A 21,792-nucleotide genomic window follows, 5' to 3' on the forward strand; every position below is an offset into this window, starting at 1 on the left:
GGCAACCGGCAGCGGGCGCCCCCGCTCAGGCGAGCAGCGCGTCCACCACGAGGCCGGCAAGCAGGATCAGCCCGGAATCACGGTTGGAGCGGAACAGCCGCAGGCACAGCTCCCGATCGTCGATATCGAGCCGGCGCAGCTGATTGGCGAGCTGCACGGTGAAGATGCCGAGCCCGCCCCAGGCCCAGGGACCCGATCCGGCGCTCACCAATGCGAGGCCGATCAGCACCAGGGCGGCGCCATAAAGGCCCGCCAGCCATTTAGCGGTATGAGCCCCGAAAAGCAGGGCGGAAGATTTCACCCCGACGACGGCGTCGTCCTCCCGGTCCTGATGGGCATAGATCGTGTCATAGCCCACCACCCACAGCACCGCGCCGGCATAGAGCAGGAAGGCCGGCGCCGGCAGCGCTTGCAGCAGCACCGCAAAGCCCATCAGCGCGCCCCAGGAAAAGGCAAGGCCGAGCACCAGCTGCGGGATCCACATCACCCGCTTCATCAGCGGGTAGACCACCACAAGCCCGAGCGACGAGAGCGCGACACCGATGGCGAAAAACGGCAGGCAGAGAAGGACGGCGAGCCCCGCGAGCAGCTGAAGCGCGAGAAAGACCAGCGCACCCGTCAGCGTCACCTGCCCGGCCGGTAGCGGGCGCGAGCGCGTGCGCTCCACGCGTCCGTCAATGTCCCGGTCGAGAATGTCGTTCCAGGTGCAGCCGGCGCCGCGCATCGCCACCGCGCCGATGGCGAACAGCACCGCCCAGCCCACCGCCGCGCCATAGGCGGGCGCACCGCCTTCGGCCTGCACCCGCAGGGCGAGCGCCAGCGACCACCAGCAGGGAATGAGCAGCAGCCAGCTGCCGATCGGCCGGTCGGCCCGGGCGAGGCGGAGATAGGGGCGGAGCGGTGCCGGGGCGTAGCGATCCACCCAATTGCCGGCGGAATCGGCCGGCACCGGCCCGACAGGAGACGGCGCCGCCGGGATCATCGGATCAGCGCAGCGCGTCGCCGCCGAGCGTGTCGAACACGCCGCCCGGAGGTGCGCCCGTCGTCGGCAGGCCGCTCGACAGGCCGAGACCGGCGGAGATCGCTCCCTGGGGCGGCGGGCCGCTGGGGCCGCCACCGCCGCCGCTTTCCTGGATCTTCGCCACCTCGCAGACCTTGTTGCGCGTGGTGTTCACCGAGCTGACATTCTGCTTGAACTTCGCCAGCACCTCGTCGGGCACACCGCACTTGGTCTTGTTGGTGTTGAGGTACGAATAGAAGCTCTGCTGCGCGTTCGCGAAACTGCGGAACATCGGGCACAGCTCGGACGGCGACGCCTTCTTCTTCGCGGCGCCCTCCAGGGCTTTGCCCCGATTCTCGACTTCTTCGCGCAGCTTGGCGACCTGCCCCTGGCATTCCGAGGCATTCGGATTGGCCTGCTGCGGCGGGGGCGCGGCGACGCCGGGAGCGAGGCCGCCAGCACCCGCAGAGAAGCCCGGACTGAAGCCGGGCGCCGGCTGCGCGGCCTCATCCGCCTGCGGTGCGATAGGCACCGGCTGAACCACCACCGCGCCGGAGGAGGCCTCGCCGCCCGAACCGCCGGGCGCGCCGATCCACTGCGCGCCGGCCGGGAGCGTGCCGAGCATCCCGGCGAGCAGAACGCCTGCCAGCGTCGGGGTCATGCTACGTGCCCGCAGGCGCTTCGGGTGCGTGTTCAAAAGCCAATCTCTCATCAGGTGGTCGATCGGTGCCGTGTCGTTGACCAAGCGTGATACAGAGGCATGAAAGATTGGGCAACATCGCGGCGCCCGCGATATTTCCTGCAAATTCCGGACGAAAATCGACCCATGACCCGCGCCCACGACGATTCGACCACTGAGCCCTATGATTTTCGCGCCCAACGGCTGTTTGTCGAGGAGCCGCTGACCGAGGCCGCGCTGGTACGGCTCGACCGCGACCGGGCGCATTATGTCTCCGATGTGATCCGGCTGGAGGTGGGCGGGCACCTGCATCTGTTCAATGGCCGCGATGGCGAGTGGCGCGCGGTGCGCGAGGCCGGCGGACGGCGCGAGGTGCTGCTGCGCTGCGAGGCGCAGCTGCGGCGCCAGTCGCCGCCGCCCGATCTCGATTATGTCTTTGCCCCGCTCAAGCATGCCCGGCTGGACTACATGGTGCAGAAGGCGGTGGAGATGGGGGCCGGCCGGCTGGTGCCGGTGATGACCCGGCGCACCCAGGCGACCCGGGTGAACACCGAGCGCATGCGTGCCAATGTCATCGAGGCGGCTGAGCAATGCGGCATCCTCACCCCGCCGCAGGTCGTTGAGCCCGTGCCGCTGCCGCGCTGGCTCGCCGCGCTGGAGCCGGACCGCCGGCTGGTCTTCTGCGACGAGGCGGCGCCGCAGGCCGACCCGCTGGCGCCGCTGCGCGCCGCCGTGGCCGGCCCGCTTGCGGTGCTGATCGGCCCGGAAGGCGGCTTCGCCGAGGAGGAGCGGCGCCTGCTCGCCGCCCATCCCGGTGCCATCGTGCTGTCGCTCGGCCCGCGCATCCTGCGCGCCGACACCGCTGCCGTCGCCGCCCTCGCCCTGGTGGAAGCCGCCCGTCAGGCCGCACGCTGACCGGACGCCAAGCCTGCCGCGCCCCAACTATCCGCAGATCTCATCAATCGACTAATTAAAATGTATTTTCAATATCTGTAGTAAACGCAAAGGTCACACGGAGGTCTTACTTCTCCATCATCCCTCCCCGCGACGCACCGCCCTGTTGATTCGCTGCCGGCTAAGCGACAACGGCGCCGGTTCGTGGCGTGAATGCGGGAAGGTCGTGATGTCTCAGGTCGGAACAGAAGAATACCGCATCGGCATCGAGGAAGAGTATTTCCTCGTCGAAGCCGAGACCAAAAGCCCGCTGCGGCGCGTGCCGTCCGCCTTCATGAACCAGATACGGACCTCGCTCGGCCCCGCCGTCTCGGGCGACGTGCAGCCGTCGCAGATCGAGGTGATGACCCGTCCGCACCGCAGCGCCGCCGAGGCGCGGCGGGAGTTGCACGGGCTGCGCCGGAGCCTCGCTGAGGTGAGCGCTGGTTTCGACCTCGCCTTCATCGCCGCCGGCACCCATCCCACCGCCAGCTGGCAGGGTGGCAAGCGCGCGCCGACGCAGCGCTATGACGGGTTGATGCACGACCTGCAGATGCTGGGCGAGCGCAACATGCTGTGCGGCATGCATGTGCATGTGGAACTCCCGGACGCCGACCAGCGCATCGACGTGATGCGCCGCATCCTTCCCTATCTTCCGGTCTTCGTCGCGCTCTCCACCTCCTCGCCCTTCTGGGAATCCAAGCGCACCGGCCTGATGGGCTACCGCCTCGCCGCCTATGACGAGCTGCCGCGCACCGGCCTGCCGGAACTGTTCGAGAGCGCGAAGGACTACCAGGACTATATCGACGCGCTGGTGGCCGCGCGGGCGATCCGCGATTCGAGCTATGTGTGGTGGACCATCCGCCCGTCGGAAAAGCACCCGACGCTGGAACTGCGCGCGCCCGACAGCTGCACGCGGGTGGAGGATTCCGTCGCCATTGCCGCGCTTTACCGGGCGCTGGTGCGCCATCTCGTGCGCAACCCAAGACTCAATGCCGGCATCGATCCGGTCGAGCGCGCCATCGCGGCAGAGAACAAGTGGCGCGCCCAGCGCTATGGCGTCCATGGCAGCTTCGTCGACCGCCGCGCCCGCGAGGCGGTGCCGGTGGCGCAGGCGGTGGAGGCGCTGATCGACCAGCTCACCGAGGACGCCGACGCGCTCGGCGGGCGGGCGGAACTGGAGCATCTGCGCACGATCATTCGCGGCGGCACCAGCGCCGACATCCAGATCGCCGTCTATCAGGAAGCCGCCCACCGCACCGGCAACCGCGCGGAAGGGCTGAAGGCGGTGAACACCTGGCTCGCCCACGCCTCCGCGCAATAGCCCGCCGCAGCGGGCGGGCACAGCGACAGGTTGAAGGGGCGCTTGCGGCCCCGCAATTTCCATTTTCCATCGGTAGTTACAGCGATTTGCGCCGGAGCTTGGCGTGTGTATGGTCGCGCGCCCCGCATGCCGCCCGGAGTTCCCCATGGCGCGAGACCAGATCGACACGCAGCCCATCGAAAGCCGCGACGAACTCGTCGCGTGGTTCGAGGCGGGTAGCAAAGCGCCGTCGAAATTCCGCATCGGCACGGAACACGAGAAGTTTCCCTTCACGCTGAAGGGGCACGAGCCGGTGCCCTATGAAGGTCCCAACGGCATACGCGCCCTGCTGGAAGGCATGCAGGCGCTGAACTGCTGGGAACCGATCATGGAAGGCGAGACCATTATCGGCCTCGCCGACACGGTCGGTGGCGGGGCGATCTCGCTGGAGCCGGGCGGGCAGTTCGAACTGTCCGGCGCGCCGCTCATCACCATTCACGAGACCTGCGCCGAGGTGAACGGCCATCTCGACCAGGTGCGCGAGGTGGCGACGCCGCTCGGCTTCGGCTTCCTCGGCCTCGGCATGAGCCCGAAATGGACGCTGGCGGAAACGCCGGTCATGCCCAAGGGCCGTTACAAGATCATGTCGAACTACATGCCGAAGGTTGGCACGCGCGGCCTCGACATGATGTACCGCACCTGTACCGTGCAGGTGAATCTCGACTTCGCCTCCGAAGCCGACATGGTGAAGAAGCTGCGCGTCGGCCTCGCCTTGCAGCCGGTGGCCACCGCCCTCTTCGCCAATTCGCCGTTTACGGAAGGCAAGCCCAATGGCTTCCTCTCCTACCGCTCGGAAATCTGGCGCGACACCGACAATAACCGCGCCGGCATGCTGCCCTTCGCCTTCGAGGACGGGATGGGCTTCGAGCGTTATGTCGACTACGCGCTCGATGTGCCGATGTATTTCATCAAGCGCGGCGACAGCTATATCGATGTCGCCGGCTCGTCCTTCCGTGATCTGCTCGCCGGCCGCCACCCCGCCATGCCGGGTGAGGGCGCCACGGTCTCCGACTGGGCCAACCACCTCTCCACCATTTTCCCGGAAGTGCGGCTGAAGCGTTACCTCGAAATGCGCGGCGCCGATGGCGGGCCGTGGCGCAGCCTGTGTGCGCTGCCGGCGCTGTGGACCGGGCTCTATTACGACACGACGAGCCTCGATGCCGCCTGGGACCTCGCCAAGGGCTGGAGCATGGAGGAGCGGCAGAAGCTGCGCGACGAGGTGCCCCGGCTCGGCTTCAAGGCCGAGATCGCCGGGCGCTCCCTGCTCGACGTGGCGCGCGACGTGGTCGAGATCACCCGCGCCGGCCTTCAGCGCCGCGACTATCGCGACAGCCAGGGCCGCGACGAGAGCCGCTTCCTCGCCCCGCTGGAGGCCAGCCTTAAAGCCGGCAAGACTCCGGCGGAAGTGCTGCTGGAGCGCTATGAGGGCGTGTGGAACCGCTCGGTGGAGCCGGTTTTCGTCGAGGATGCCTACTGATCAGCCCTGGTAGCTGCCGGCCCGATAGGTGCCGACGCTCCACAGATGCCCCTCGGGATCGCGCACGGTGAATTCGCGCGAGCCATAGGGCGTGTCATAGAGCGCCATCACCACCTGCGCGCCGGCGGCCTGGATGCGGGCCCACGCGACATCGGCATCGGGCACCACGACATAGATTCCCTGCGTGACGCCGCCCGCCTGCGCCGGGCTGCGCATGCCGAGCACGTCGTCCTTGGCGCCGCCAAGCATGATCGCGCTGGTGCCGAGCGCGAGTTCCGCATGGGCCACGCCGCCCTGCCCGTCCTCCACGACGAAGAGGGGCTTGAAGCCGAGTGCCTTCTCCAGCCAGTTGATGGCGGAACCCGGGTCACTGTAGCGGAGGAAAGGCACGATATCGCCGGGAACGGGACGGCTCATCACTCGATCTCCTTGGCAGTGGCAGAGACGCCGCGCGGGCCATGCGGGTTCAGGCGCCGCTCACTCCGCGGCGATCGCCGTGTCGGAGATGTTGTCGAGCCCCTGCACGATGTGATGGGCCAGCGCGTCGGCGAGCGGGGACGCCTCGTGGCGGTTGCGCAGCAGGCCGATACGGCAGGGCGCCAGCGCCGGGAAGCCGTCGGACGGCCCCAGAACCCGCATGCCGGGGCGCAGCCCGGATTCCGGCAGCACGGAAATGGCGAGCCCGGCCAGCACCGCCGCCGAAACGGCGGTCGAGTTGGATGAGGTGTAGAGAATGCGGAATGGCCGGTCGACCGCCTGCAGCATGGAGATCGCCTCCTGCCGCCAGTTGCAGGTCTGCCGCCCCAGCGCCAGCGGCACCGGGCCTTCCAGATGCACGGAATGGCGGGTAGAGCCCACCCAGAGCAATTGCTCGCGGCGGATGATCTCGGTCTCGCGATTCATCGTCTCGCAATCGGTGATGATAGCGAGGTCGAGATCGCCCGTGTCGATGCGGTCGACGAGATCGGTCGAGGGATCGCACACCACGGTCAGCTCGACATTGGGATGGGTGGCGGAAAACCGCGCCATGATTTCCGGCAGGTATCGGTCGGCGTAATCGTCCGGCACGCCGAGCCGCACCCGGCCCGACAGTTCCGCCGAGGCGAGGCTGGCCATGGCCTCGATGTTCAGCTTGACGATGCGGCGGGCATAATCGAGCAGCCGGTCGCCTTCATCGGTGAGGCGCGAGGCGCGCCCGTCGCGGGCGAAGATCGGCCGGCCGACCCGCTCCTCCAGCCGCTTCATCTGCATCGACACCGCCGACTGGGTTTTGTGAACCACCTCGGCAGCCTTTGTGAAACTGCCGGTTTCGGCAATCGCAATGAATGTTCTTAATTGATCAATATCGAGCAACACGCTCATCGGAGCCCTCACGATGGCCTATCATCAATCCTGATGATATCAGCGATCATAAACATTCGCTAGCGTGATTGATCCCGCTCCTTCATAACGATCCCGCCGCGAACGGACGATGTCGAGATCGGGTGGCCCCCACGCCTCCCCCAGCTCACAAACCCCGCATCGTCGCTGCGCGGCCGGCACATGGAGGATACGATGTCGTTTGTTGGCGAAGTCCGGAGAAAGCCCTTCTCCTCGTTCGGTACCGCGGCGAGCGGGCTGCTGATCGCCGCTGTCATGGGGTCCATCCAGTTCATCAAGGCGGTTGCCCGCCGGCGCCATATCGCCCAGCTCGGCGGCTTCGACGACCGCATGCTGCGCGATATCGGCCTCACCCGCGGCGACCTGCTCGACGCCTCGTCCGGCCCGCTGTGGCAGGACCCGACGGCCGTGCTCGTGGTCCGCTCGGTGGAACGCCGCGCCGCCCGCCGCTCGACTATGCGCGAGGCGCTGCGCGAGGCCGCACGGCAGGACGCCGCCGGCAAGGCCGCGCGCGACCGCCGCTCCGACGGTCTTTCGCCCGTCACCCCCCGCCAGGACACTCCCGTCTCCTGCGGCTGACCATGCCCGCATTTTCGTCGCGGCACCGGCCGCCCGCACGAATTTACGGCGACATCGACCCCCTCGTGTCGCCGACTTGAAGCCCGCTGGCTGGTCCAGCGGGCTTTTTTTGTGCCTTCGCTCCACGGCGGCAGCCCTTTGCTTGCAGAAGCGAAATCCCGTCCTTGCAGCGCCGGGGATGCGCACCGGCCGCGTCCGGTCCATATGGGGAGCGCCGGCGCGGTGCCGGACACGAAGGGGACCTCTCCCATGGCACAGCTTCTCGAACTCGGCCTCGACACATTCGGCGACGTGACCTCCGGCGTCGATGGGCGCCCGCTCTCCCACGCCCAGGTGATTCGCGATCTGGTGGACGAAGCGGTGCTGGCGGATGAGGTCGGCATCGACTTTATCGGCGTCGGCGAGCATCATCGCGACGATTTCGCCGTGTCCGCGCCGGAAGTGGTGCTGGCCGGCATGGCCACGCGGACAAAGCGCATCCGCCTCGGCTCGGCGGTCACCGTGCTGTCCTCCGACGATCCGATCCGCGTGTTCCAGCGCTTCGCCACGGTCGATGCGCTGTCCAATGGGCGGGCGGAGGTCATTCTCGGGCGCGGCTCCTTCACCGAATCCTTCCCGCTCTTCGGCTTCGACCTGAAGGACTATGAGGCGCTGTTCAGCGAGAAGCTGGATCTGTTCGCGGCGCTGCTGCGCGACAATGCCACCGCGCAAGGCGTCACCTGGCAGGGCAAGCTGCGCCCGCCGCTGAGGGATCAGCACGTCTATCCCTTGGTGGAATCCGGCACACTGAAGACCTGGATCGGCGTTGGCGGCTCACCGGAATCGGTGGTGCGGGCGGCGCGCTATGGCCTGCCGCTGATGCTCGCGATCATCGGCGGCAATCCGGCCCGCTTCGCGCCCTATGTCGATCTCTACCACAAGGCCATCGGCCAGCTTGGTGGCACGGCGCAGCCGATCGGCGTGCATTCGCACGGTTATATCGCCGAGACGGATGCGCAGGCGCGCGAGGAATTCTATGCCGACTACAAGCGCATGCATGACCGCATCGGCGCCGAGCGCGGCTGGCCGCCCTATGGCCGCGACGCCTTCGAGCATGAGATCGCCCATGGCTCGCTCTATCTCGGATCGCCGGAAACGGTGGCGCGCAAGATCGCCAAGACGGCGAAGGCGCTGCGCCTTTCGCGCTTCGATCTGAAGTACAGCGCCGGCCCGCTCTCCCACGCGCGGATGATGCGCGCCATTGAACTCTACGGCACCAAGGTCATACCGCGCGTGCGGGAGATTCTGGCGGAAGAGACGGTGGCGGCGTGAGGGGTAGAGGGCTGCTGGCAACGCGGCCGGGCTGATTGGCCGAAAGCCCAATCCTGCGAGGCGAGCTGCGCGCGCCTCAGGATGACGGCGCGCGAACCGGTCCAGCCAGTCATGCCGTTCGTCATGCTGAGGTGCCGGCCGCAAGGCCGGCCTCGAAGTACGCCGGCGATAGCCCCCTCCCCGCCGGGGAGGGGGTTAAGCTCACACGTTCAGCAGCAGATATTCCCGCTCCCAGGGCGAGATCACCCGCATGAAGGTGTCGAACTCGGTCTGCTTCACCGCCGTATAGGTCTTGACGAAAGACGGCCCGAGCACCGTGGCGATTTCCTCCGAGTGCTGCAGCGCCGCCACCGCTTCGAGCAGGCCGCGCGGCAGCTCGAAATCGAGCCCCTTGGCGTCGGCTTCCAGCGGCTCGGTCGGGCGCAGCCCTTCCACCATGCCGAGATAGCCGCAGGCGAGCGAGGCGGCGATGACGAGATAGGGGTTGGCGTCGGAGGACGGCACCCGGTTCTCCACGCGCCGCGCCGCCGGCGAGGAGGGCGGCACGCGCAGCCCGGCCGTGCGGTTGTCATAGCCCCACTGCACGTTGATCGGCGCCATCGAATCGCGCGTCAGCCGGCGGTAGGAATTCACGTAAGGCGCGAGGATGGACATGACCGCCGGCAGGTAGCGCTGCTGGCCGGCGATGAAGGAGAAGAACTCCGGCGTCGGGTCGCCATCGGCGTCGGAGAAGATGTTGCGCCCCGTCTCGCCATCCACGATGGACTGGTGGATGTGCATGGCCGAGCCCGGCTCGTCGGCGATGGGCTTGGCCATGAAGGTGGCGTAGATCTTGTGCTGCAGCGCCGCCTCGCGGATCGTGCGCTTGAACAGATAGACCTGGTCGGCGAGCACGATGGGATCGCCGTGCAGCAGGTTGATTTCCATCTGCGCCGCGCCGTCCTCATGGATCAGCGTGTCGATCTCCAGGCCCTGCGCCTCGGAGTAGTCGTACATGTCCTCGAACAGGGCGTCGAACTCGTTCACCGCCTGGATCGAATAGGACTGGCGGCCGATTTCCGGCCGGCCCGAACGGCCAATGGGCGGCTTGAGCGGGTAGTCGGCATCGGTGTTCGGCTCGACGAGATAGAACTCGATCTCCGGCGCGACGACCGCCTTCCAGCCCTTCTTGGCGTAGAGATCGACCACGTTCTTCAGCACCTGCCGGGGCGCCAGTTCCACCGGGCGCCCGTCGCGGTGGAAGGCGTCGTGGATCACCTGCGCGGTGGGGTCCTGCGCCCAGGGCACGATGGCGAGGGTGGAGAAGTCCGGCTCCATCACCAGATCGCTGTCCACCACCACCGAGTCGACGAGATTGTCGTAAGGGGGGTAGTCGCCGGAAATGGTCTGGAAGAACACGCTGAGCGGCAGGTTCATCGTCGGGCCGGACAGGAACTTCGAGACCGGCATGATCTTGCCGCGTCCGACGCCGGCGAGATCCGGCACCGCGCATTCGATTTCGGTAATGCCGCGTGCAGCCATCCATGCCTTTGCCTCGGCAAGGGTGGTGACGCCGCGGGGATTGTCGACCGCGTCCTTATCAGAACGCTTCTTCTTGGCCATGATTGCCTTCCTGATGCGCTTTCTGCGCCGCTTGAGGCAATCACGGCCCGCTTGCTGCCGTCAAGGCAGGGCTACCGCGCCACCTTTGCAGGCATGGTAAAATTGTTCGCAGCGGGGCGTTGAGCCGGTACGCGAAGCCGGTTAGCGTCGATGCGCCGACATAACCGGCGGGGAAACGGGACCAGTCAGCATGAGCACCGGCGTCACCGAAAAGACGCAGAAGACCATCGGCGGCATCCGCCGGAAATTCGCTCCCTGGAACGACCCGCAGGCCGTCCCGCTGATCAGCTACAAGAACGTCACCAAGCGCTTCGGCGAGTTCACCGCCGTCGACAACCTCTCCCTCGACATCTATGAGCGCGAATTCTTCGCCCTGCTGGGCCCGTCCGGCTGTGGCAAGACCACGCTGATGCGCATGCTCGCCGGCTTCGAGGACCCGACCGAGGGACAGATCACCCTTGCCGGGCACGACCTCGTCGGCACGCCGCCCTACAAGCGGCAGACCAACATGATGTTCCAGTCCTACGCGCTGTTCCCGCATATGAGCGTGTGGGACAATATCGCCTTCGGCCTCCGCCAGGACCGGATGGAGAAGGGCGCCATCGCCGCCCGCGTGGAGGAGATGCTCAAGCTGGTGAAGCTTGAGAAATTCGCCAAGCGCAAGCCGCACCAGCTCTCCGGTGGCCAGCGCCAGCGCGTGGCGCTCGCCCGCTCGCTCGCCAAGCGGCCCAAGGTGCTGCTGCTGGACGAGCCGCTCGGCGCGCTCGACAAGAAGCTGCGCGAGGAGACCCAGTTCGAGCTCATGGACATCCAGATGGAGCTCGGCATGACCTTCCTGATCGTTACCCACGACCAGGAAGAGGCGATGACGGTGGCCGACCGCATCGCGGTGATGAATCACGGCAAGCTGGTGCAGGTCGCCCCGCCGGCGGTGATCTACGAGCACCCCAACTCCCGCTACGTCGCCGATTTCGTCGGCGATGTGAACATTCTCGACGCCACGGTCGAAGCGGTGGAGGCCGGCATGGTCACGCTGCGGCCGAGCGTGGCGCCGGAGCGGCGCTTCCGCATCGCCCAGGACTGCGCGGTGAAGCCCGGCGACAGCGTCGCCATCGCCCTGCGGCCGGAGAAGATGCGGGTCGAGCTCGACCCGCCCGCCGATACCGGCATCAACTGCCTGCAGGGCGAGATCTGGGACATCGGCTATCTCGGCGATCTCTCCATCTTCCATGTCGAGCTGCCGGGCGGCACGCGCGTCAAGGCCGCCAAGCCGAACCTCACCCGCATGGTCGAGCGCCCCATCACCTGGGACGACAAGGTCTATGTGTACTTCTCGCCCGATGCCGGCGTGGTCCTGACGAGCTGAGGGAGGCCACCATGGCAAGCAAGGCGAACGGGCGATGGCTGGTGCTCACCATCCCCTATCTCTGGCTGCTCGCGCTGTTCCTGATCCCGTTCCTGATCGTCTTCAAGATCAGCCTGTCGCAGGACGCGATCGCGCAGCCGCCCTATGTTCCGACCTTCGATCTCGCCGAGGGCTGGGCGGCGTTCAAGGACGCCCTCAGTGAACTGTCCTTCGAGAATTACGGCTATGTGCTCTCGTGGGACAATGAGTTCATCGAGGCCTATGGCTCCAGCCTCTGGATCGCCGGCATTTCCACCCTGCTGCTGCTGATGGTCGGCTATCCCATCGCCTATGGCATGGCGCGGGCGCCGAAATCCATCCGCCCCACGCTGCTGATGCTGGTCATCCTGCCGTTCTGGACCTCGTTCCTGATCCGCGTCTATGCCTGGATCGGCATCCTCTCGCCGGAAGGTCTGCTCAACCAGCTTCTGTTCGCGCTCGGCATCGTCGACCGCGACGCGCCGCTGCAGATTCTCGCCACGGACACGGCGGTCTATATCGGCATCGTCTATTCCTACCTGCCCTTTATGATCCTGCCGCTCTATTCGGCGCTGGAGAAGATGGACGAGACACTGCTGGAAGCCGCCGCCGATCTCGGCTGTCCGCCCCTCACCGCCTTCTGGAAGATCACCTGGCCGCTCTCGCTGCCGGGCGTGTTCGCCGGCTGCCTGCTGTGCTTCATCCCGGCGGTGGGCGAGTTCGTCATCCCCGACCTGCTCGGCGGCTCGGACACGCTGATGATCGGCAAGGTGCTGTGGACCGAATTCTCGGTGAACCGCTCCTGGACCGTCTCCGCGGCGGTGGCGGTGCTGCTGTTGATGGTGCTGGTGATCCCGATCGTCTTCTACCAGAACCTCCAGGCTCGCGAAGTGGAGCGACGCTGATGCGCAAGGGTCTCTCCTGGTTCAACGTGACCTCGATCACGCTGGGCTTCGCCTTCCTCTACATCCCGATCATCCTTTTGGTGATCTACTCCTTCAACGCCTCGCGCATGGTGACGGTGTGGGCGGGCTTTTCCACCCACTGGTATGTGCAGCTGTTCCAGAACGAGCAACTGCTCGATGCCGCCTGGGTGACGCTGCGCGTCGCCTTCCTCACCGCCACCGTCGCCACCGTGCTCGGCACGCTGGCGGCGATCGCGCTCACCCGCTACGGGCGCTTCTTCGGCCGCACCCTGTTCTCCGGCATGGTCTATGCGCCGCTGGTGATGCCGGAAGTCATCACCGGCCTGTCGCTGCTGCTGCTGTTCGTGGCCGTCGGCATCGATCGCGGCTTCTGGACCATCACCCTCGCCCACATCACCTTCACCCTGTGCTTCGTCTCGGTCGTGGTGCAGTCGCGCCTCGTCACTTTCGACCGTTCGCTGGAGGAGGCGGCACAAGATCTCGGCTGCCCGCCGTTCAAGACCTTCTTCGTGGTGACGCTGCCGATCATCCTGCCGGCGGTGATCTCGGGCTGGATGCTCGCCTTCACCCTGTCGCTGGACGACCTCGTCATCGCCAGCTTCACCACCGGCCCCGGCGCCACCACCCTGCCGATGCGCATCTATTCCCAGGTGCGTCTCGGCGTGACGCCGGAAATCAACGCCGCCTGCACCATCCTCATCGCCATCGTCACCGTGGTGGTCATCTTCGCCTCGATCATGACCAAGCGGCAGGAAATCGAGCGGGAGAAGGCCGAGCGTCTGGCGGCGGCGGGGTAGGCCGGCGCTTCGGAAGCGGGAGGGGCGCCACGCTTTCCCGCGCCCTTCCCTCATCCCGGGCGTAACTCGGGGATCCCGTCTCTCGCCCGCGTAAGAGGTGAAAACCTGGATGTCCGGGTCACGCCCGGGCATGAGGGACGGTTCGCACTGGCCGGGAAACACTGCCTATGGCGCGTCATGCTGAGGTGCCGGCCATCGGCCGGCCTCGAAGCACGCAGGCCCTGGCCGCCCCTCGCCGACGCAGCGTGCGCCCTTCGAGGCCCGGCTGCGCCGGGCGCCTCAGGATGACGACGTCCCAAAAGCCAAAAGCAGCGGATTCGGGCGCGCGCGTCGCCCGCCTGCTATAGTCCGGCCGCCATCGCCCCCGAATCGTTCCCGGACCCATCATGCCGCTGCGCCTGCTGCCTTCCACACTGGTCGACCGCATCGCGGCCGGCGAGGTGGTGGAACGCCCGGCGGCGGCGCTGAAGGAGATTGTCGAGAACGCCCTCGACGCCGGCGCCACCCGCATCGAGATCGTCATCGACGGCGGCGGCCGGCGGCTGATGCGCGTCACCGACGATGGGAGTGGCATGAGCGCGGAGGAACTCGCGCTGGCGGTCGAGCGCCACGCCACCTCCAAGCTCGACAGCGAGGATTTGCTCGCCATCCACACGCTGGGCTTTCGCGGCGAGGCGCTGCCCTCCATCGGCGCCGTGGCGCGGCTCACCATCACCAGCCGCCCGAAGGGCAGCGACAGCGCCCATGAAATCCGTGTCGAGGGCGGGGTGAAATCCCCGGTGCGCCCGGCGGCGCTTGGCTTCGGCACGCGGGTGGAGGTGCGCGACCTGTTCTTCGCCACGCCGGCGCGGCTGAAATTCCTCAAATCCGAGCGCGCGGAAACGGCGGCCGCGGTGGATGCGGTCAAGCGCCTCGCTCTGGCGCGGCCTGAGGTCGGCTTCACCCTCGTCACCGATGACCGCGCGCCGATCACCTGGCCGGCCCGCGCGCGCGATGCGGCCGGACAGCGCGCGCGCATCGCCGACGTGCTGGGCGCGGAGGCCGGTGGCAACGCGCTCGATGTCGAGGGCCTGCGCGAGGGGGCGCGCCTTTCCGGCCTCGCCGGCCTGCCGACCTATTCCAAGGCCAATTCGCTGTCGCAATATCTGTTCGTCAATGGCCGCCCGGTGCGCGACAAGGTGCTGATCGGCGCCATCCGCGCGGCTTACGCTGACCTGCTGCCCTCCGACCGGCACCCGGTGACGGCGCTGTTCCTCGATCTCGACCCGCGCGAGGTGGATGTGAACGTCCACCCCGCCAAGACGGAGGTGCGTTTCCGCGACGCCGGCAACATCCGGGCGCTGATCGTGCGCACCCTCACCGACGCGCTGACCGCCGGCGTGCCGCGCACCGCCTCCACCGCCGCCGACCGGCTGGCGCAGTTCGCGCGGCCCGACTTCGCGACCGCTTATCGGCCCGAGCCGCGGCCGGGCGCCTATGACTGGACCCGCTCCTGGGCGGCACCGGAGGGCGTGGCCGACCCGCGCGCGCCCGGATTGAATGAGGCGCCCGCCCGCTTCGATTTCGACGCCCCCGTCCACTCCCCGGGCGGCGGTCTCGGCCTCGCCCTCGCGCCCGGAGCCGACGCCCGTGCCAATGCCGCCCCCGCCGCGCCGGAGGCGCTGGAGCGCCCGCTCGGCGCCGCACGGGCGCAGTTGCACGAGACCTACATCATCGCCCAGACCCGCGACGGCGTCGTGGTGATCGACCAGCACGCCGCGCATGAGCGCATCGTCTATGAAAAGCTCAAGGCGGCGATGGAGCGCGACGGTCTCGCCCGGCAGATGCTGCTGGTGCCGCTGGTGGTGGAACTCGACCCCTCCGAGGCCGCACGCCTTGCCGAGCGGGCCGGGGCGCTGGAAAAGCTCGGCCTCGTTATCGAACCCTTCGGCCCCGGCGCGCTGCTGGTGCGGGAGGTGCCGGCCCTGCTTGGCGACGCCGACATTACCGCGCTGGTGCGCGAACTCGCCGAGCACACGGCGGAATGGGACGACGCGCTGCCGCTGGAGCGCCGGCTGCTCCACATCGCCGCCACCATGGCCTGCCACGGCTCCGTGCGCGCCGGCCGCCGGCTGCGGGTGGAAGAGATGAACGCCCTGCTGCGCGAGATGGAGGAGACGCCGAACGCCGCGCAGTGCAATCATGGCCGGCCGACCTTCGTCACCCTGGCGCTGGCCGACATAGAGCGCCTGTTCGCGCGGCGCTGACGGCGAGAGTTTTATCATGGCTTCCACCCTCGACCACCCCAAGAGCTGGTACGCCGCCACGGCGAACCGCTTCTCCCCCCTCCCCCCGCTGCAGGGCGGCACGCGGGCGGATGTCTGCGTCATAGGCGGCGGCTATACCGGGCTCTCTGCCGCGCTGCACATGGCGGAAGCCGGGCTCGACGTGGTGCTGCTGGAAGCCGGGCGCGTCGGCTCCGGGGCCTCGGGCCGCAATGGCGGGCAGGTTCACAGCGGCCACCGCCGCGACCAGGATTTTCTCGAAGCGCAGGTCGGGCTCGACGACGCCAAGGCGCTGTGGCGCATGGCCGAGGACGCCAAGGCGCTGCTGCACGCGCTCATCAAGCGCCACGCTATAGACTGCGATGTCCGCCCCGGCCTTGTCGTCGCCGACCATAAGCCCGGCTATGTCGCCCACAGCCACGCCTATGCGAAGAAGCTCAACGAGGTCTATGACTACCCCGACGCCGCGCCGCTGAGCCGCGAGGAGTTGCGCGCCATCGTCGGCACGGATGTCTATCACGGCGGCATGATCGACCATGGCGGCGGGCATCTGCACCCGCTCAACCTCGCCCTCGGCCTCGCCGACGCCGCCCGCCGCGCCGGCGCGCGGCTCTATGAGCAGTCGCGCGCGCTGCGCATCGAGGAGGGCGCCAAGGTCCGCGTCGTCACGAGCGCCGGCTCGGTGGAGGCGGACTGGGTGCTGGAATGCGGCGACGGGCTGCAGGACGGGCTCGACCGGCGCGTCGACACCCATGTCATGCCGATCTGCAACTACATCGCGGCCACCGCCCCGCTGGGCGAACGGGCGCAGGAGATCATCTCCAATGGCGCGGCGGTGGCCGACAGCCGCTTCGTGGTCAATTACTACCGTCTCTCCGGCGACGGACGCTTGCTGTTCGGCGGCGGCGAGAGCTACCGGCGCGGGCTGCGGCCGAACCCGGCCGAGTTCGTGCGTCCCTATATGCTGCGCATCTTCCCGCAGCTCGCGGATGTCGCCATCGACTATGGCTGGGGCGGCGTGCTCGGCATCACCATGACCCGCCTGCCCTTCGTGCGCAAACTCTCGCCCCGCGTCCTCACCGCCGCCGGCTATTCCGGCCAGGGGGTGATGTTGGCGCCCTATTTCGGCAAGCTGCTGGGCGAGGCGGTGAAGGGCCAGCTTGGGCAGTTCGACCTGCTGGGACGCCTGCCGGTGCCGGCCTTCCCCGGCGGGCCGCTGATGCGCTGGCCGCTTCTGGTGGCGGGGCTGAGCTATTACGCCCTGCGCGACCGGCTCTAGCCTGTGGCGGATTTCCACGCCTATGCCCGCGACGTGCTCGCCTTCGTGGAGGCGCACGCCCATTACGCCCCCTATATCGCTTTCCTGCTCGCCTTCTGCGAATCGCTGCCGATCGTCTCGCTCTTCGTCCCCGGCACCTTCGTGCTGCTCGGCCTCTCCCCGGTCATCGCCGCCGGCGGCGTGCCGTTCTTCCCGGTCTGGGCGGCGGCGGTGACGGGCGCGGTGCTGGGTGACAGCCTGTCGTTCTGGATCGGCTTCAACCTGAAAGGCAGCGCCCGCCAGCGCTGGCCGCTCAACCGCTTCTCGCAGGCGCTCACGCGCGGCGAGCACTTCTTTCTGCGCTATGGCACGCTCGGCGTGTTTTTCGGCCGCTTCTCCGGCCCGCTGCGCCCCTTCGTGCCGCTGGCGGCCGGCATGTTCGCCATGCCCATGTCGCGGTTTCAGATGGTCAACCTCACCTCCGCCATGCTGTGGGCGCTGCTCATGCTCGGCCCCGGCGCCGCAGCGGTGAAGGCCTTGGGCTACTGAGGCCTTGGGCTACTGAGGCCCCGGCCAGGCCTTCTTGCGTTTCCTCAACGACACCGGCCTCGCCTTCCCCGACACAGGGCGCAACCAAAGCAGCCGAGGAAGGACACCCCATGGCCAAGATCTATGAAGTGGAAGGCGACATCCTGCTGAGCGGCGCCGCCGCGATCGCCCACGGTGTGGCGCCGAACGATCATTTCGACAGCGGCCTCGCCCTCGCTTTGCGCGAGCGCTTCCCGTCGCTGGCCAAGGACTTCCGCCATTATTGCCGGGTCGACAACCCGCAGGCCGGCGGGCTCTGGGTATGGGGCGGCGTGGCGGAAGATGGCGCGGCGGTGCATATCGTCAACCTGCTGACGCAGGACGCGGCGGAAAACGCCATCGGCCGGCCCGGCCGGGCGTCGATCGAGAATGTCGGCCACGCGCTCAAGGCGCTGGCCCGCCTCGTGACGGCGGAAGGCATCGCCAGTCTCGCCTTGCCGCGCCTCGCCACCGGCGTCGGCGGGCTGGAATGGGCGCAGGTCAAGCCGCTGATCGAACGGCATCTGAGCGAGATCGACATCCCGGTCTATGTCTATGCGGTCTATCACAAGGGCCAGAAGGCCAATGAGCCGGGGCTGAAGGCGGCGGCCTGAGGCCGCACACCGACCAAACGGAGGGCGGCCGCGCGGCTGCCCTTTGCTTTTGTGGCCGGCCCCAAACGCACATGGCCGGGCGGAGCCCGGCCATGTCGTTCGTCCGGAAGGCGAAAAACTCAGTTCTTCGACTTGTCGACCAGCTTGTTGGCGCCGATCCACGGCATCATGCCGCGCAGCTTCTCGCCGACCTGCTCGATCTGGTGGCTGTCGTTCATGCGGCGGATGCCCTTGAAGCGCGACGCGCCGGCCTTGTATTCCTGCATCCAGTCGGAGGTGAACTTGCCGGTCTGGATGTCGGTCAGCACGCGCTTCATCTCGGCCTTGGTCTCGGCGGTGATGATGCGCGGGCCGGAGACGTACTCGCCCCACTCGGCGGTGTTGGAGATCGAGTAGTTCATATTGGCGATGCCGCCCTCATAGATGAGGTCGACGATCAGCTTCACTTCGTGCAGGCACTCGAAATAGGCCATTTCCGGGGCGTAGCCGGCTTCCACCAGCGTCTCGAAGCCGGCGCGGATCAGCTCCACCAGGCCGCCGCACAGCACCACCTGCTCGCCGAACAGGTCGGTCTCGCACTCTTCCTTGAAGGTGGTCTCGATGATGCCGGAACGGCCGCCGCCGACGCCGCAGGCGTAGGAGAGGCCGAGGTCGAGCGCGTTGCCCGAGGCGTCCTGATGCACGGCCACGAGGCAGGGCACGCCGCCGCCCTTCTGGTATTCGCCGCGCACGGTGTGGCCGGGGCCCTTGGGGGCGACCATCAGCACGTCCACCGTCGCCTTCGGCTCGATCAGGCCGAAATGCACGTTGAGGCCGTGCGCGAAAGCGATGGCGGCGCCGTCGCGGATGTTGGGGGCGATCTCGTCGCGGTAGATGTCGGCCTGCAGCTCGTCCGGGGTCGCCATCATCATCAGGTCGGCCCACTTGGCGAGTTCGGCGACGCTCATCACCTTGAGCCCATCGGCCTCGACCTTCTTGGCGGTCGCCGAGCCCGGCTTCAGGCCGATGGCGATCTCCTTGACGCCGGACTCCTTGAGGTTCAGCGCATGGGCGCGGCCCTGCGAGCCATAGCCAATGATGCCGACCTTCTTGCCCTTGATCAGGTTCACGTCGGCATCGCGGTCGTAATAAACGCGCATGGGTGTCTCCTATGTCACGCGTTGATTTTTGAACGTTCCGGCAAGGGGTTGCCCGTGCCGTAGAGAGTGAGGAACTGGTCGGTGGCGCGGGCGGCGTCGCGCTCGATCTCCGCCGGCGTGAGATTCAGCGTGTCACCGAGCAGCAGGCGGATCTGCACGTCGCGGCCTACCAGCCCGATGAAGCTGCGGAAGGCGGTCTCGGTGTCGTCGAAGGCGATCAGCCCGGCCTCGCGGCCGGCATCGAGCACTGGCTTCAGCCGCGCGCCGATGGCGAAGCGGCCATTGGCCAGCATGATGGCGCCGAGGCTCGCGCCCTCGCCCGGCGCGCGCGCACCGCCGCCGCTCTGGGCGATGGCGACGCGGTTCAGCGCGATCGAGGTCGGGCTGGAGATCACGCCGAGCCAGTTGACGGCGAAGCGGATCAGGCTGTCGCGCAAGGCCAGCGCGTCGAGCCTGGTGCGGTCGTAATTGCCGGCGCGAACCTTGGAGGCCTGCCAGCGCACGGTGGCGGTGAGCAGCCCCTCACGGTCGCCGAACCATTTGTACAGGCTTTCCTTCGAGCAGGAGGCGCGGCGCGCCACCGCATTCATCGTCAGTTCGCCGCCCTGTTCCACCATCAGCGCCAGCACGGCGTCGAGGACCGCCTGCTGGCGCTCCGTCAACATCTCGTCCTGCGTGTCGGGGGGCAAAGCCATGGGCGCCAGAGGTCCGTACCGTACGTTACGGTTCCCTCTACAGGAGGCCCCCTCCGGGCGCAAGCGGAGTCAGCGCGCCCCGCGCCGCAGGCGGTATGTCCAGGGAATGCCCTTCAGCGAGGCGAGCGCGACGCCGCCGGCCGCCAGCGCCATTCCCGCCCAGGCGAGCGGCGGCATGGCCTCGCCGATCAGCCCCCAGGCGATCAGCGCCGTCGTCGGCGGCACCAGGAAGAACAGAGCCGACACTTTCGACACCTCGCCGGCGCGGATCATGGCGAGATAGAGCGAAATGGCGATGAGCGAGTTGCCGATCACGAGATAGGCCAGCACCGCAAGGAAGGTCGGCGACCAATCGACGTGGCCATCCTCCATCAGCAGCGCCAGCGGAAGTGTGCAGACAAAGCCGATGGCGCACTGCACCGTGTTGGACACCAGCGGATGTTGCGGCGTGCCGAAGCGCTTCTCATAAAGCGCGCCGGCGCACATGGCGAGCAGCGCGCCGACCGCCAGCAGCACCACGCCGGGAGAGGTCACTTCGATGGCCGAGCGCGAGGCAATCACCAGCCCTGCCCCGGCGAGGCCGAGCAGCAGGCCGAGCCAGCGCAGCGCCCCGACCCGCTCGCCGGTGAACACCGGCGCCACCAGCCCGACCACGATCGGCTGCAGCGAGACGATGATCGCCAGCGCGCCCGCCGAAATGCCGAAGCGGAAGGCGAAGTAGCTGAGGTTGAAATAGAGCACCTGGATCAGGAAGCCGACCACGGCGAGGTCGGCATAGGCACGCGGCTGACGCGGCAGAGGCGGGCGGAACCAGGCCAGCAGGGGCAGCAGCACCGCCAGCACCAGCCCGTAGCGCCAGGCCAGCAGGGTGAAGGGGCCGGTGGAAAGGATGCCGATCTTCGCCACCGCGAAGCCGCCCGACCACAGCAGCAAAAAGACGAACGGCGCCGCCAGCAGCCATAGGGGCTTGCCTGTGCCCGCCGCCGGCACCGCGCCTGCACGCTCGCTCACCTTTCCACGCCTCCACTGCATGGGGGCGGCGCGAGGCGCCGCGACGCACCCCGCGAAGCCGCATCTTCACATGCCTTGGCCGGACAGGCCAAGAGCTTGTGTGCAGCGCAGCACAGGCTTTGGGCTCGACCTCGCCCTCGCGCCGTCCTATCCGGGACCGTCGACAGAAAACGGAGCCCCCGCCATGACCCTGCCGAACACCGACCTTCCGACGGCCTACGCCATCATCGCCTTCTGGCGCCAAGCCGGTCCGGAGCGCTGGTTCGCCAAGGACGACGCCTTCGACGCCGCCATCCGCGCCCGGTTTCTCGCCGCCTATGAGGCTGCCGCCGCCGGGGAGCTGCGCGCGTGGGAGGACACGCCGGAGGGAAGCTACGCGCTGATCTTGCTGCTCGACCAGTTTCCGCGCAACCTGTTCCGCGGCTCGCAGCGCGCCTTCGCCACCGATGCACAGGCGCGCGACGTGGCGGATGCCGCCATTGCGCGCGGCTTCGACCGCGCCTTCGCGCTACCGGAGCGGCGCTTCTTCTACGTGCCGTTCATGCATTCGGAAGATCTGGCGGACCAGCAGCGCTGCGTGGCGCTGTGCGAGGCCGCCGGGGATGAGGAGGGCGTGCATCACGCCGTCATCCATCACGACATCATCCGCGATTTCGGCCGCTTCCCGCACCGCAATCCGGTGCTCGGCCGGGCGATGACGGAAGAGGAACACGCCTTCCTCACCTCAGGCGGCTTCGCCGGCTAGAGCACGCGCCGATCAGCTTGCATCGCAAACTGATCGGATAACGCGTTCTCTATCTTAGAGTTAGAGGG

General features: G+C 67.8%; 21 protein-coding genes. 13 read left to right on the forward strand and 8 right to left on the reverse strand.

The window, feature by feature from the left end; all coding sequences use genetic code 11:
• Window positions 1-25: 25 nt before the first annotated feature.
• Both ubiA and K9D25_RS01410 read right to left on the reverse strand, forming a co-directional pair.
• Window positions 26-982 carry a 4-hydroxybenzoate octaprenyltransferase gene (gene ubiA / locus K9D25_RS01405; RefSeq protein WP_244378534.1) on the reverse strand — a complete coding sequence of 319 codons (957 nt, stop codon included), beginning with the start codon at window positions 980-982 and terminating at the stop codon, window positions 26-28.
• Window positions 983-986: 4 nt separating this feature from the next.
• Window positions 987-1,745 (reverse strand): hypothetical protein, encoded by a 759-nt coding sequence (locus K9D25_RS01410; protein ID WP_244378536.1) that lies wholly within the window; start codon window positions 1,743-1,745, stop codon window positions 987-989.
• An 81-nt stretch (window positions 1,746-1,826) separates the two neighbouring features.
• On the opposite strand from K9D25_RS01410, the gene K9D25_RS01415 reads away from it, so the two are divergent.
• From K9D25_RS01415 to K9D25_RS01425, 3 genes are all read left to right on the forward strand, one after another.
• The gene (locus K9D25_RS01415; RefSeq protein WP_244378538.1) at window positions 1,827-2,594 is read left to right on the forward strand and encodes a 16S rRNA (uracil(1498)-N(3))-methyltransferase; all 768 of its coding nucleotides are present in this window, start codon (window positions 1,827-1,829) and stop codon (window positions 2,592-2,594) included.
• Between the two features lie 208 nt (window positions 2,595-2,802).
• Window positions 2,803-3,936 carry a carboxylate-amine ligase gene (locus K9D25_RS01420; RefSeq protein ID WP_244378540.1) on the forward strand — a complete coding sequence of 378 codons (1,134 nt, stop codon included), beginning with the start codon at window positions 2,803-2,805 and terminating at the stop codon, window positions 3,934-3,936.
• Between the two features lie 145 nt (window positions 3,937-4,081).
• Window positions 4,082-5,452 (forward strand): glutamate--cysteine ligase, encoded by a 1,371-nt coding sequence (locus K9D25_RS01425; RefSeq protein ID WP_244378541.1) that lies wholly within the window; start codon window positions 4,082-4,084, stop codon window positions 5,450-5,452.
• Here K9D25_RS01425 and K9D25_RS01430 read toward each other — a convergent pair whose 3' ends face one another.
• Window positions 5,453-5,869 carry a VOC family protein gene (locus K9D25_RS01430; RefSeq protein ID WP_244378542.1) on the reverse strand — a complete coding sequence of 139 codons (417 nt, stop codon included), beginning with the start codon at window positions 5,867-5,869 and terminating at the stop codon, window positions 5,453-5,455.
• 60 nt (window positions 5,870-5,929) lie between these two features.
• A complete protein-coding gene (locus K9D25_RS01435) occupies window positions 5,930-6,814 on the reverse strand; it encodes a LysR substrate-binding domain-containing protein (protein WP_244378544.1) in 885 nt (294 codons plus the stop codon).
• Window positions 6,815-7,006: 192 nt separating this feature from the next.
• Here K9D25_RS01435 and K9D25_RS01440 point away from each other — a divergent pair, with 192 nt between their 5' ends.
• Both K9D25_RS01440 and K9D25_RS01445 read left to right on the forward strand, forming a co-directional pair.
• Complete coding sequence (locus K9D25_RS01440; protein ID WP_244378547.1) at window positions 7,007-7,411, forward strand: DUF1127 domain-containing protein; 405 nt, start codon at window positions 7,007-7,009, stop codon at window positions 7,409-7,411.
• A gap of 249 nt (window positions 7,412-7,660) precedes the next feature.
• Window positions 7,661-8,722 (forward strand): LLM class flavin-dependent oxidoreductase, encoded by a 1,062-nt coding sequence (locus K9D25_RS01445; protein WP_244378549.1) that lies wholly within the window; start codon window positions 7,661-7,663, stop codon window positions 8,720-8,722.
• 201 nt (window positions 8,723-8,923) lie between these two features.
• On the opposite strand, the gene K9D25_RS01450 is transcribed toward K9D25_RS01445, so the two are convergent.
• The gene (locus K9D25_RS01450) at window positions 8,924-10,324 is read right to left on the reverse strand and encodes a glutamine synthetase family protein (protein ID WP_244378559.1); all 1,401 of its coding nucleotides are present in this window, start codon (window positions 10,322-10,324) and stop codon (window positions 8,924-8,926) included.
• A gap of 190 nt (window positions 10,325-10,514) precedes the next feature.
• On the opposite strand from K9D25_RS01450, the gene K9D25_RS01455 reads away from it, so the two are divergent.
• The 7 genes from K9D25_RS01455 (at window position 10,515) to K9D25_RS01485 (ending at window position 18,134) form a co-directional block, all read left to right on the forward strand.
• Entirely contained in the window at window positions 10,515-11,690 is a 1,176-nt protein-coding gene (locus K9D25_RS01455; protein WP_244378561.1) for an ABC transporter ATP-binding protein, read from the forward strand.
• An 11-nt stretch (window positions 11,691-11,701) separates the two neighbouring features.
• Window positions 11,702-12,613 carry an ABC transporter permease gene (locus K9D25_RS01460; protein WP_244378563.1) on the forward strand — a complete coding sequence of 304 codons (912 nt, stop codon included), beginning with the start codon at window positions 11,702-11,704 and terminating at the stop codon, window positions 12,611-12,613.
• Window positions 12,613-13,431: an ABC transporter permease gene (locus K9D25_RS01465; protein WP_244378565.1), complete on the forward strand. Its 819-nt coding sequence runs from the start codon at window positions 12,613-12,615 to the stop codon at window positions 13,429-13,431. Before K9D25_RS01460 ends, K9D25_RS01465 begins: the two co-directional genes overlap by 1 nt.
• A 386-nt stretch (window positions 13,432-13,817) precedes the next feature.
• Window positions 13,818-15,677, forward strand: a complete 1,860-nt coding sequence (gene mutL / locus K9D25_RS01470) for a DNA mismatch repair endonuclease MutL (RefSeq protein WP_244378567.1) — start codon at window positions 13,818-13,820, stop codon at window positions 15,675-15,677.
• 16 nt (window positions 15,678-15,693) lie between these two features.
• Window positions 15,694-16,974 carry an NAD(P)/FAD-dependent oxidoreductase gene (locus tag K9D25_RS01475; protein WP_244378569.1) on the forward strand — a complete coding sequence of 427 codons (1,281 nt, stop codon included), beginning with the start codon at window positions 15,694-15,696 and terminating at the stop codon, window positions 16,972-16,974.
• 3 nt (window positions 16,975-16,977) lie between these two features.
• Window positions 16,978-17,502 (forward strand): DedA family protein, encoded by a 525-nt coding sequence (locus tag K9D25_RS01480; protein WP_244378571.1) that lies wholly within the window; start codon window positions 16,978-16,980, stop codon window positions 17,500-17,502.
• A gap of 110 nt (window positions 17,503-17,612) precedes the next feature.
• Window positions 17,613-18,134 (forward strand): macro domain-containing protein, encoded by a 522-nt coding sequence (locus tag K9D25_RS01485; RefSeq protein ID WP_244378578.1) that lies wholly within the window; start codon window positions 17,613-17,615, stop codon window positions 18,132-18,134.
• A 119-nt stretch (window positions 18,135-18,253) separates the two neighbouring features.
• On the opposite strand, the gene ilvC is transcribed toward K9D25_RS01485, so the two are convergent.
• From ilvC to K9D25_RS01500, 3 genes are all read right to left on the reverse strand, one after another.
• Window positions 18,254-19,273, reverse strand: coding sequence for a ketol-acid reductoisomerase (gene ilvC / locus K9D25_RS01490; protein WP_244378580.1), 1,020 nt, complete (start codon window positions 19,271-19,273; stop codon window positions 18,254-18,256).
• A gap of 14 nt (window positions 19,274-19,287) precedes the next feature.
• The gene (locus K9D25_RS01495; protein WP_244378582.1) at window positions 19,288-19,968 is read right to left on the reverse strand and encodes a TetR/AcrR family transcriptional regulator C-terminal domain-containing protein; all 681 of its coding nucleotides are present in this window, start codon (window positions 19,966-19,968) and stop codon (window positions 19,288-19,290) included.
• 69 nt (window positions 19,969-20,037) lie between these two features.
• On the reverse strand, window positions 20,038-20,979 hold the full coding sequence (locus K9D25_RS01500; RefSeq protein WP_244378584.1) for a DMT family transporter: 942 nt from the start codon (window positions 20,977-20,979) through the stop codon (window positions 20,038-20,040).
• 184 nt (window positions 20,980-21,163) lie between these two features.
• Here K9D25_RS01500 and K9D25_RS01505 point away from each other — a divergent pair, with 184 nt between their 5' ends.
• Window positions 21,164-21,724: a DUF924 family protein gene (locus K9D25_RS01505; RefSeq protein WP_244378586.1), complete on the forward strand. Its 561-nt coding sequence runs from the start codon at window positions 21,164-21,166 to the stop codon at window positions 21,722-21,724.
• Window positions 21,725-21,792: the final 68 nt, after the last annotated feature.

The organism is Ancylobacter polymorphus (assembly GCF_022836935.1).
Lineage (GTDB): Bacteria > Pseudomonadota > Alphaproteobacteria > Rhizobiales > Xanthobacteraceae > Ancylobacter > Ancylobacter polymorphus_A.

Coding starts and splice junctions, on each gene's coding strand:
- ubiA (WP_244378534.1), bottom strand. CDS start 982: ATGATCCCGGCGGCGCCGTCTCCTGTCGGGCCGGTGCCGGCCGATTCC.
- K9D25_RS01415 (WP_244378538.1), top strand. CDS start 1,827: ATGACCCGCGCCCACGACGATTCGACCACTGAGCCCTATGATTTTCGC.
- K9D25_RS01420 (WP_244378540.1), top strand. CDS start 2,803: ATGTCTCAGGTCGGAACAGAAGAATACCGCATCGGCATCGAGGAAGAG.
- K9D25_RS01425 (WP_244378541.1), top strand. CDS start 4,082: ATGGCGCGAGACCAGATCGACACGCAGCCCATCGAAAGCCGCGACGAA.
- K9D25_RS01430 (WP_244378542.1), bottom strand. CDS start 5,869: ATGAGCCGTCCCGTTCCCGGCGATATCGTGCCTTTCCTCCGCTACAGT.
- K9D25_RS01435 (WP_244378544.1), bottom strand. CDS start 6,814: ATGAGCGTGTTGCTCGATATTGATCAATTAAGAACATTCATTGCGATT.
- K9D25_RS01440 (WP_244378547.1), top strand. CDS start 7,007: ATGTCGTTTGTTGGCGAAGTCCGGAGAAAGCCCTTCTCCTCGTTCGGT.
- K9D25_RS01445 (WP_244378549.1), top strand. CDS start 7,661: ATGGCACAGCTTCTCGAACTCGGCCTCGACACATTCGGCGACGTGACC.
- K9D25_RS01450 (WP_244378559.1), bottom strand. CDS start 10,324: ATGGCCAAGAAGAAGCGTTCTGATAAGGACGCGGTCGACAATCCCCGC.
- K9D25_RS01455 (WP_244378561.1), top strand. CDS start 10,515: ATGAGCACCGGCGTCACCGAAAAGACGCAGAAGACCATCGGCGGCATC.
- K9D25_RS01460 (WP_244378563.1), top strand. CDS start 11,702: ATGGCAAGCAAGGCGAACGGGCGATGGCTGGTGCTCACCATCCCCTAT.
- K9D25_RS01465 (WP_244378565.1), top strand. CDS start 12,613: ATGCGCAAGGGTCTCTCCTGGTTCAACGTGACCTCGATCACGCTGGGC.
- mutL (WP_244378567.1), top strand. CDS start 13,818: ATGCCGCTGCGCCTGCTGCCTTCCACACTGGTCGACCGCATCGCGGCC.
- K9D25_RS01475 (WP_244378569.1), top strand. CDS start 15,694: ATGGCTTCCACCCTCGACCACCCCAAGAGCTGGTACGCCGCCACGGCG.
- K9D25_RS01485 (WP_244378578.1), top strand. CDS start 17,613: ATGGCCAAGATCTATGAAGTGGAAGGCGACATCCTGCTGAGCGGCGCC.
- ilvC (WP_244378580.1), bottom strand. CDS start 19,273: ATGCGCGTTTATTACGACCGCGATGCCGACGTGAACCTGATCAAGGGC.
- K9D25_RS01495 (WP_244378582.1), bottom strand. CDS start 19,968: ATGGCTTTGCCCCCCGACACGCAGGACGAGATGTTGACGGAGCGCCAG.
- K9D25_RS01505 (WP_244378586.1), top strand. CDS start 21,164: ATGACCCTGCCGAACACCGACCTTCCGACGGCCTACGCCATCATCGCC.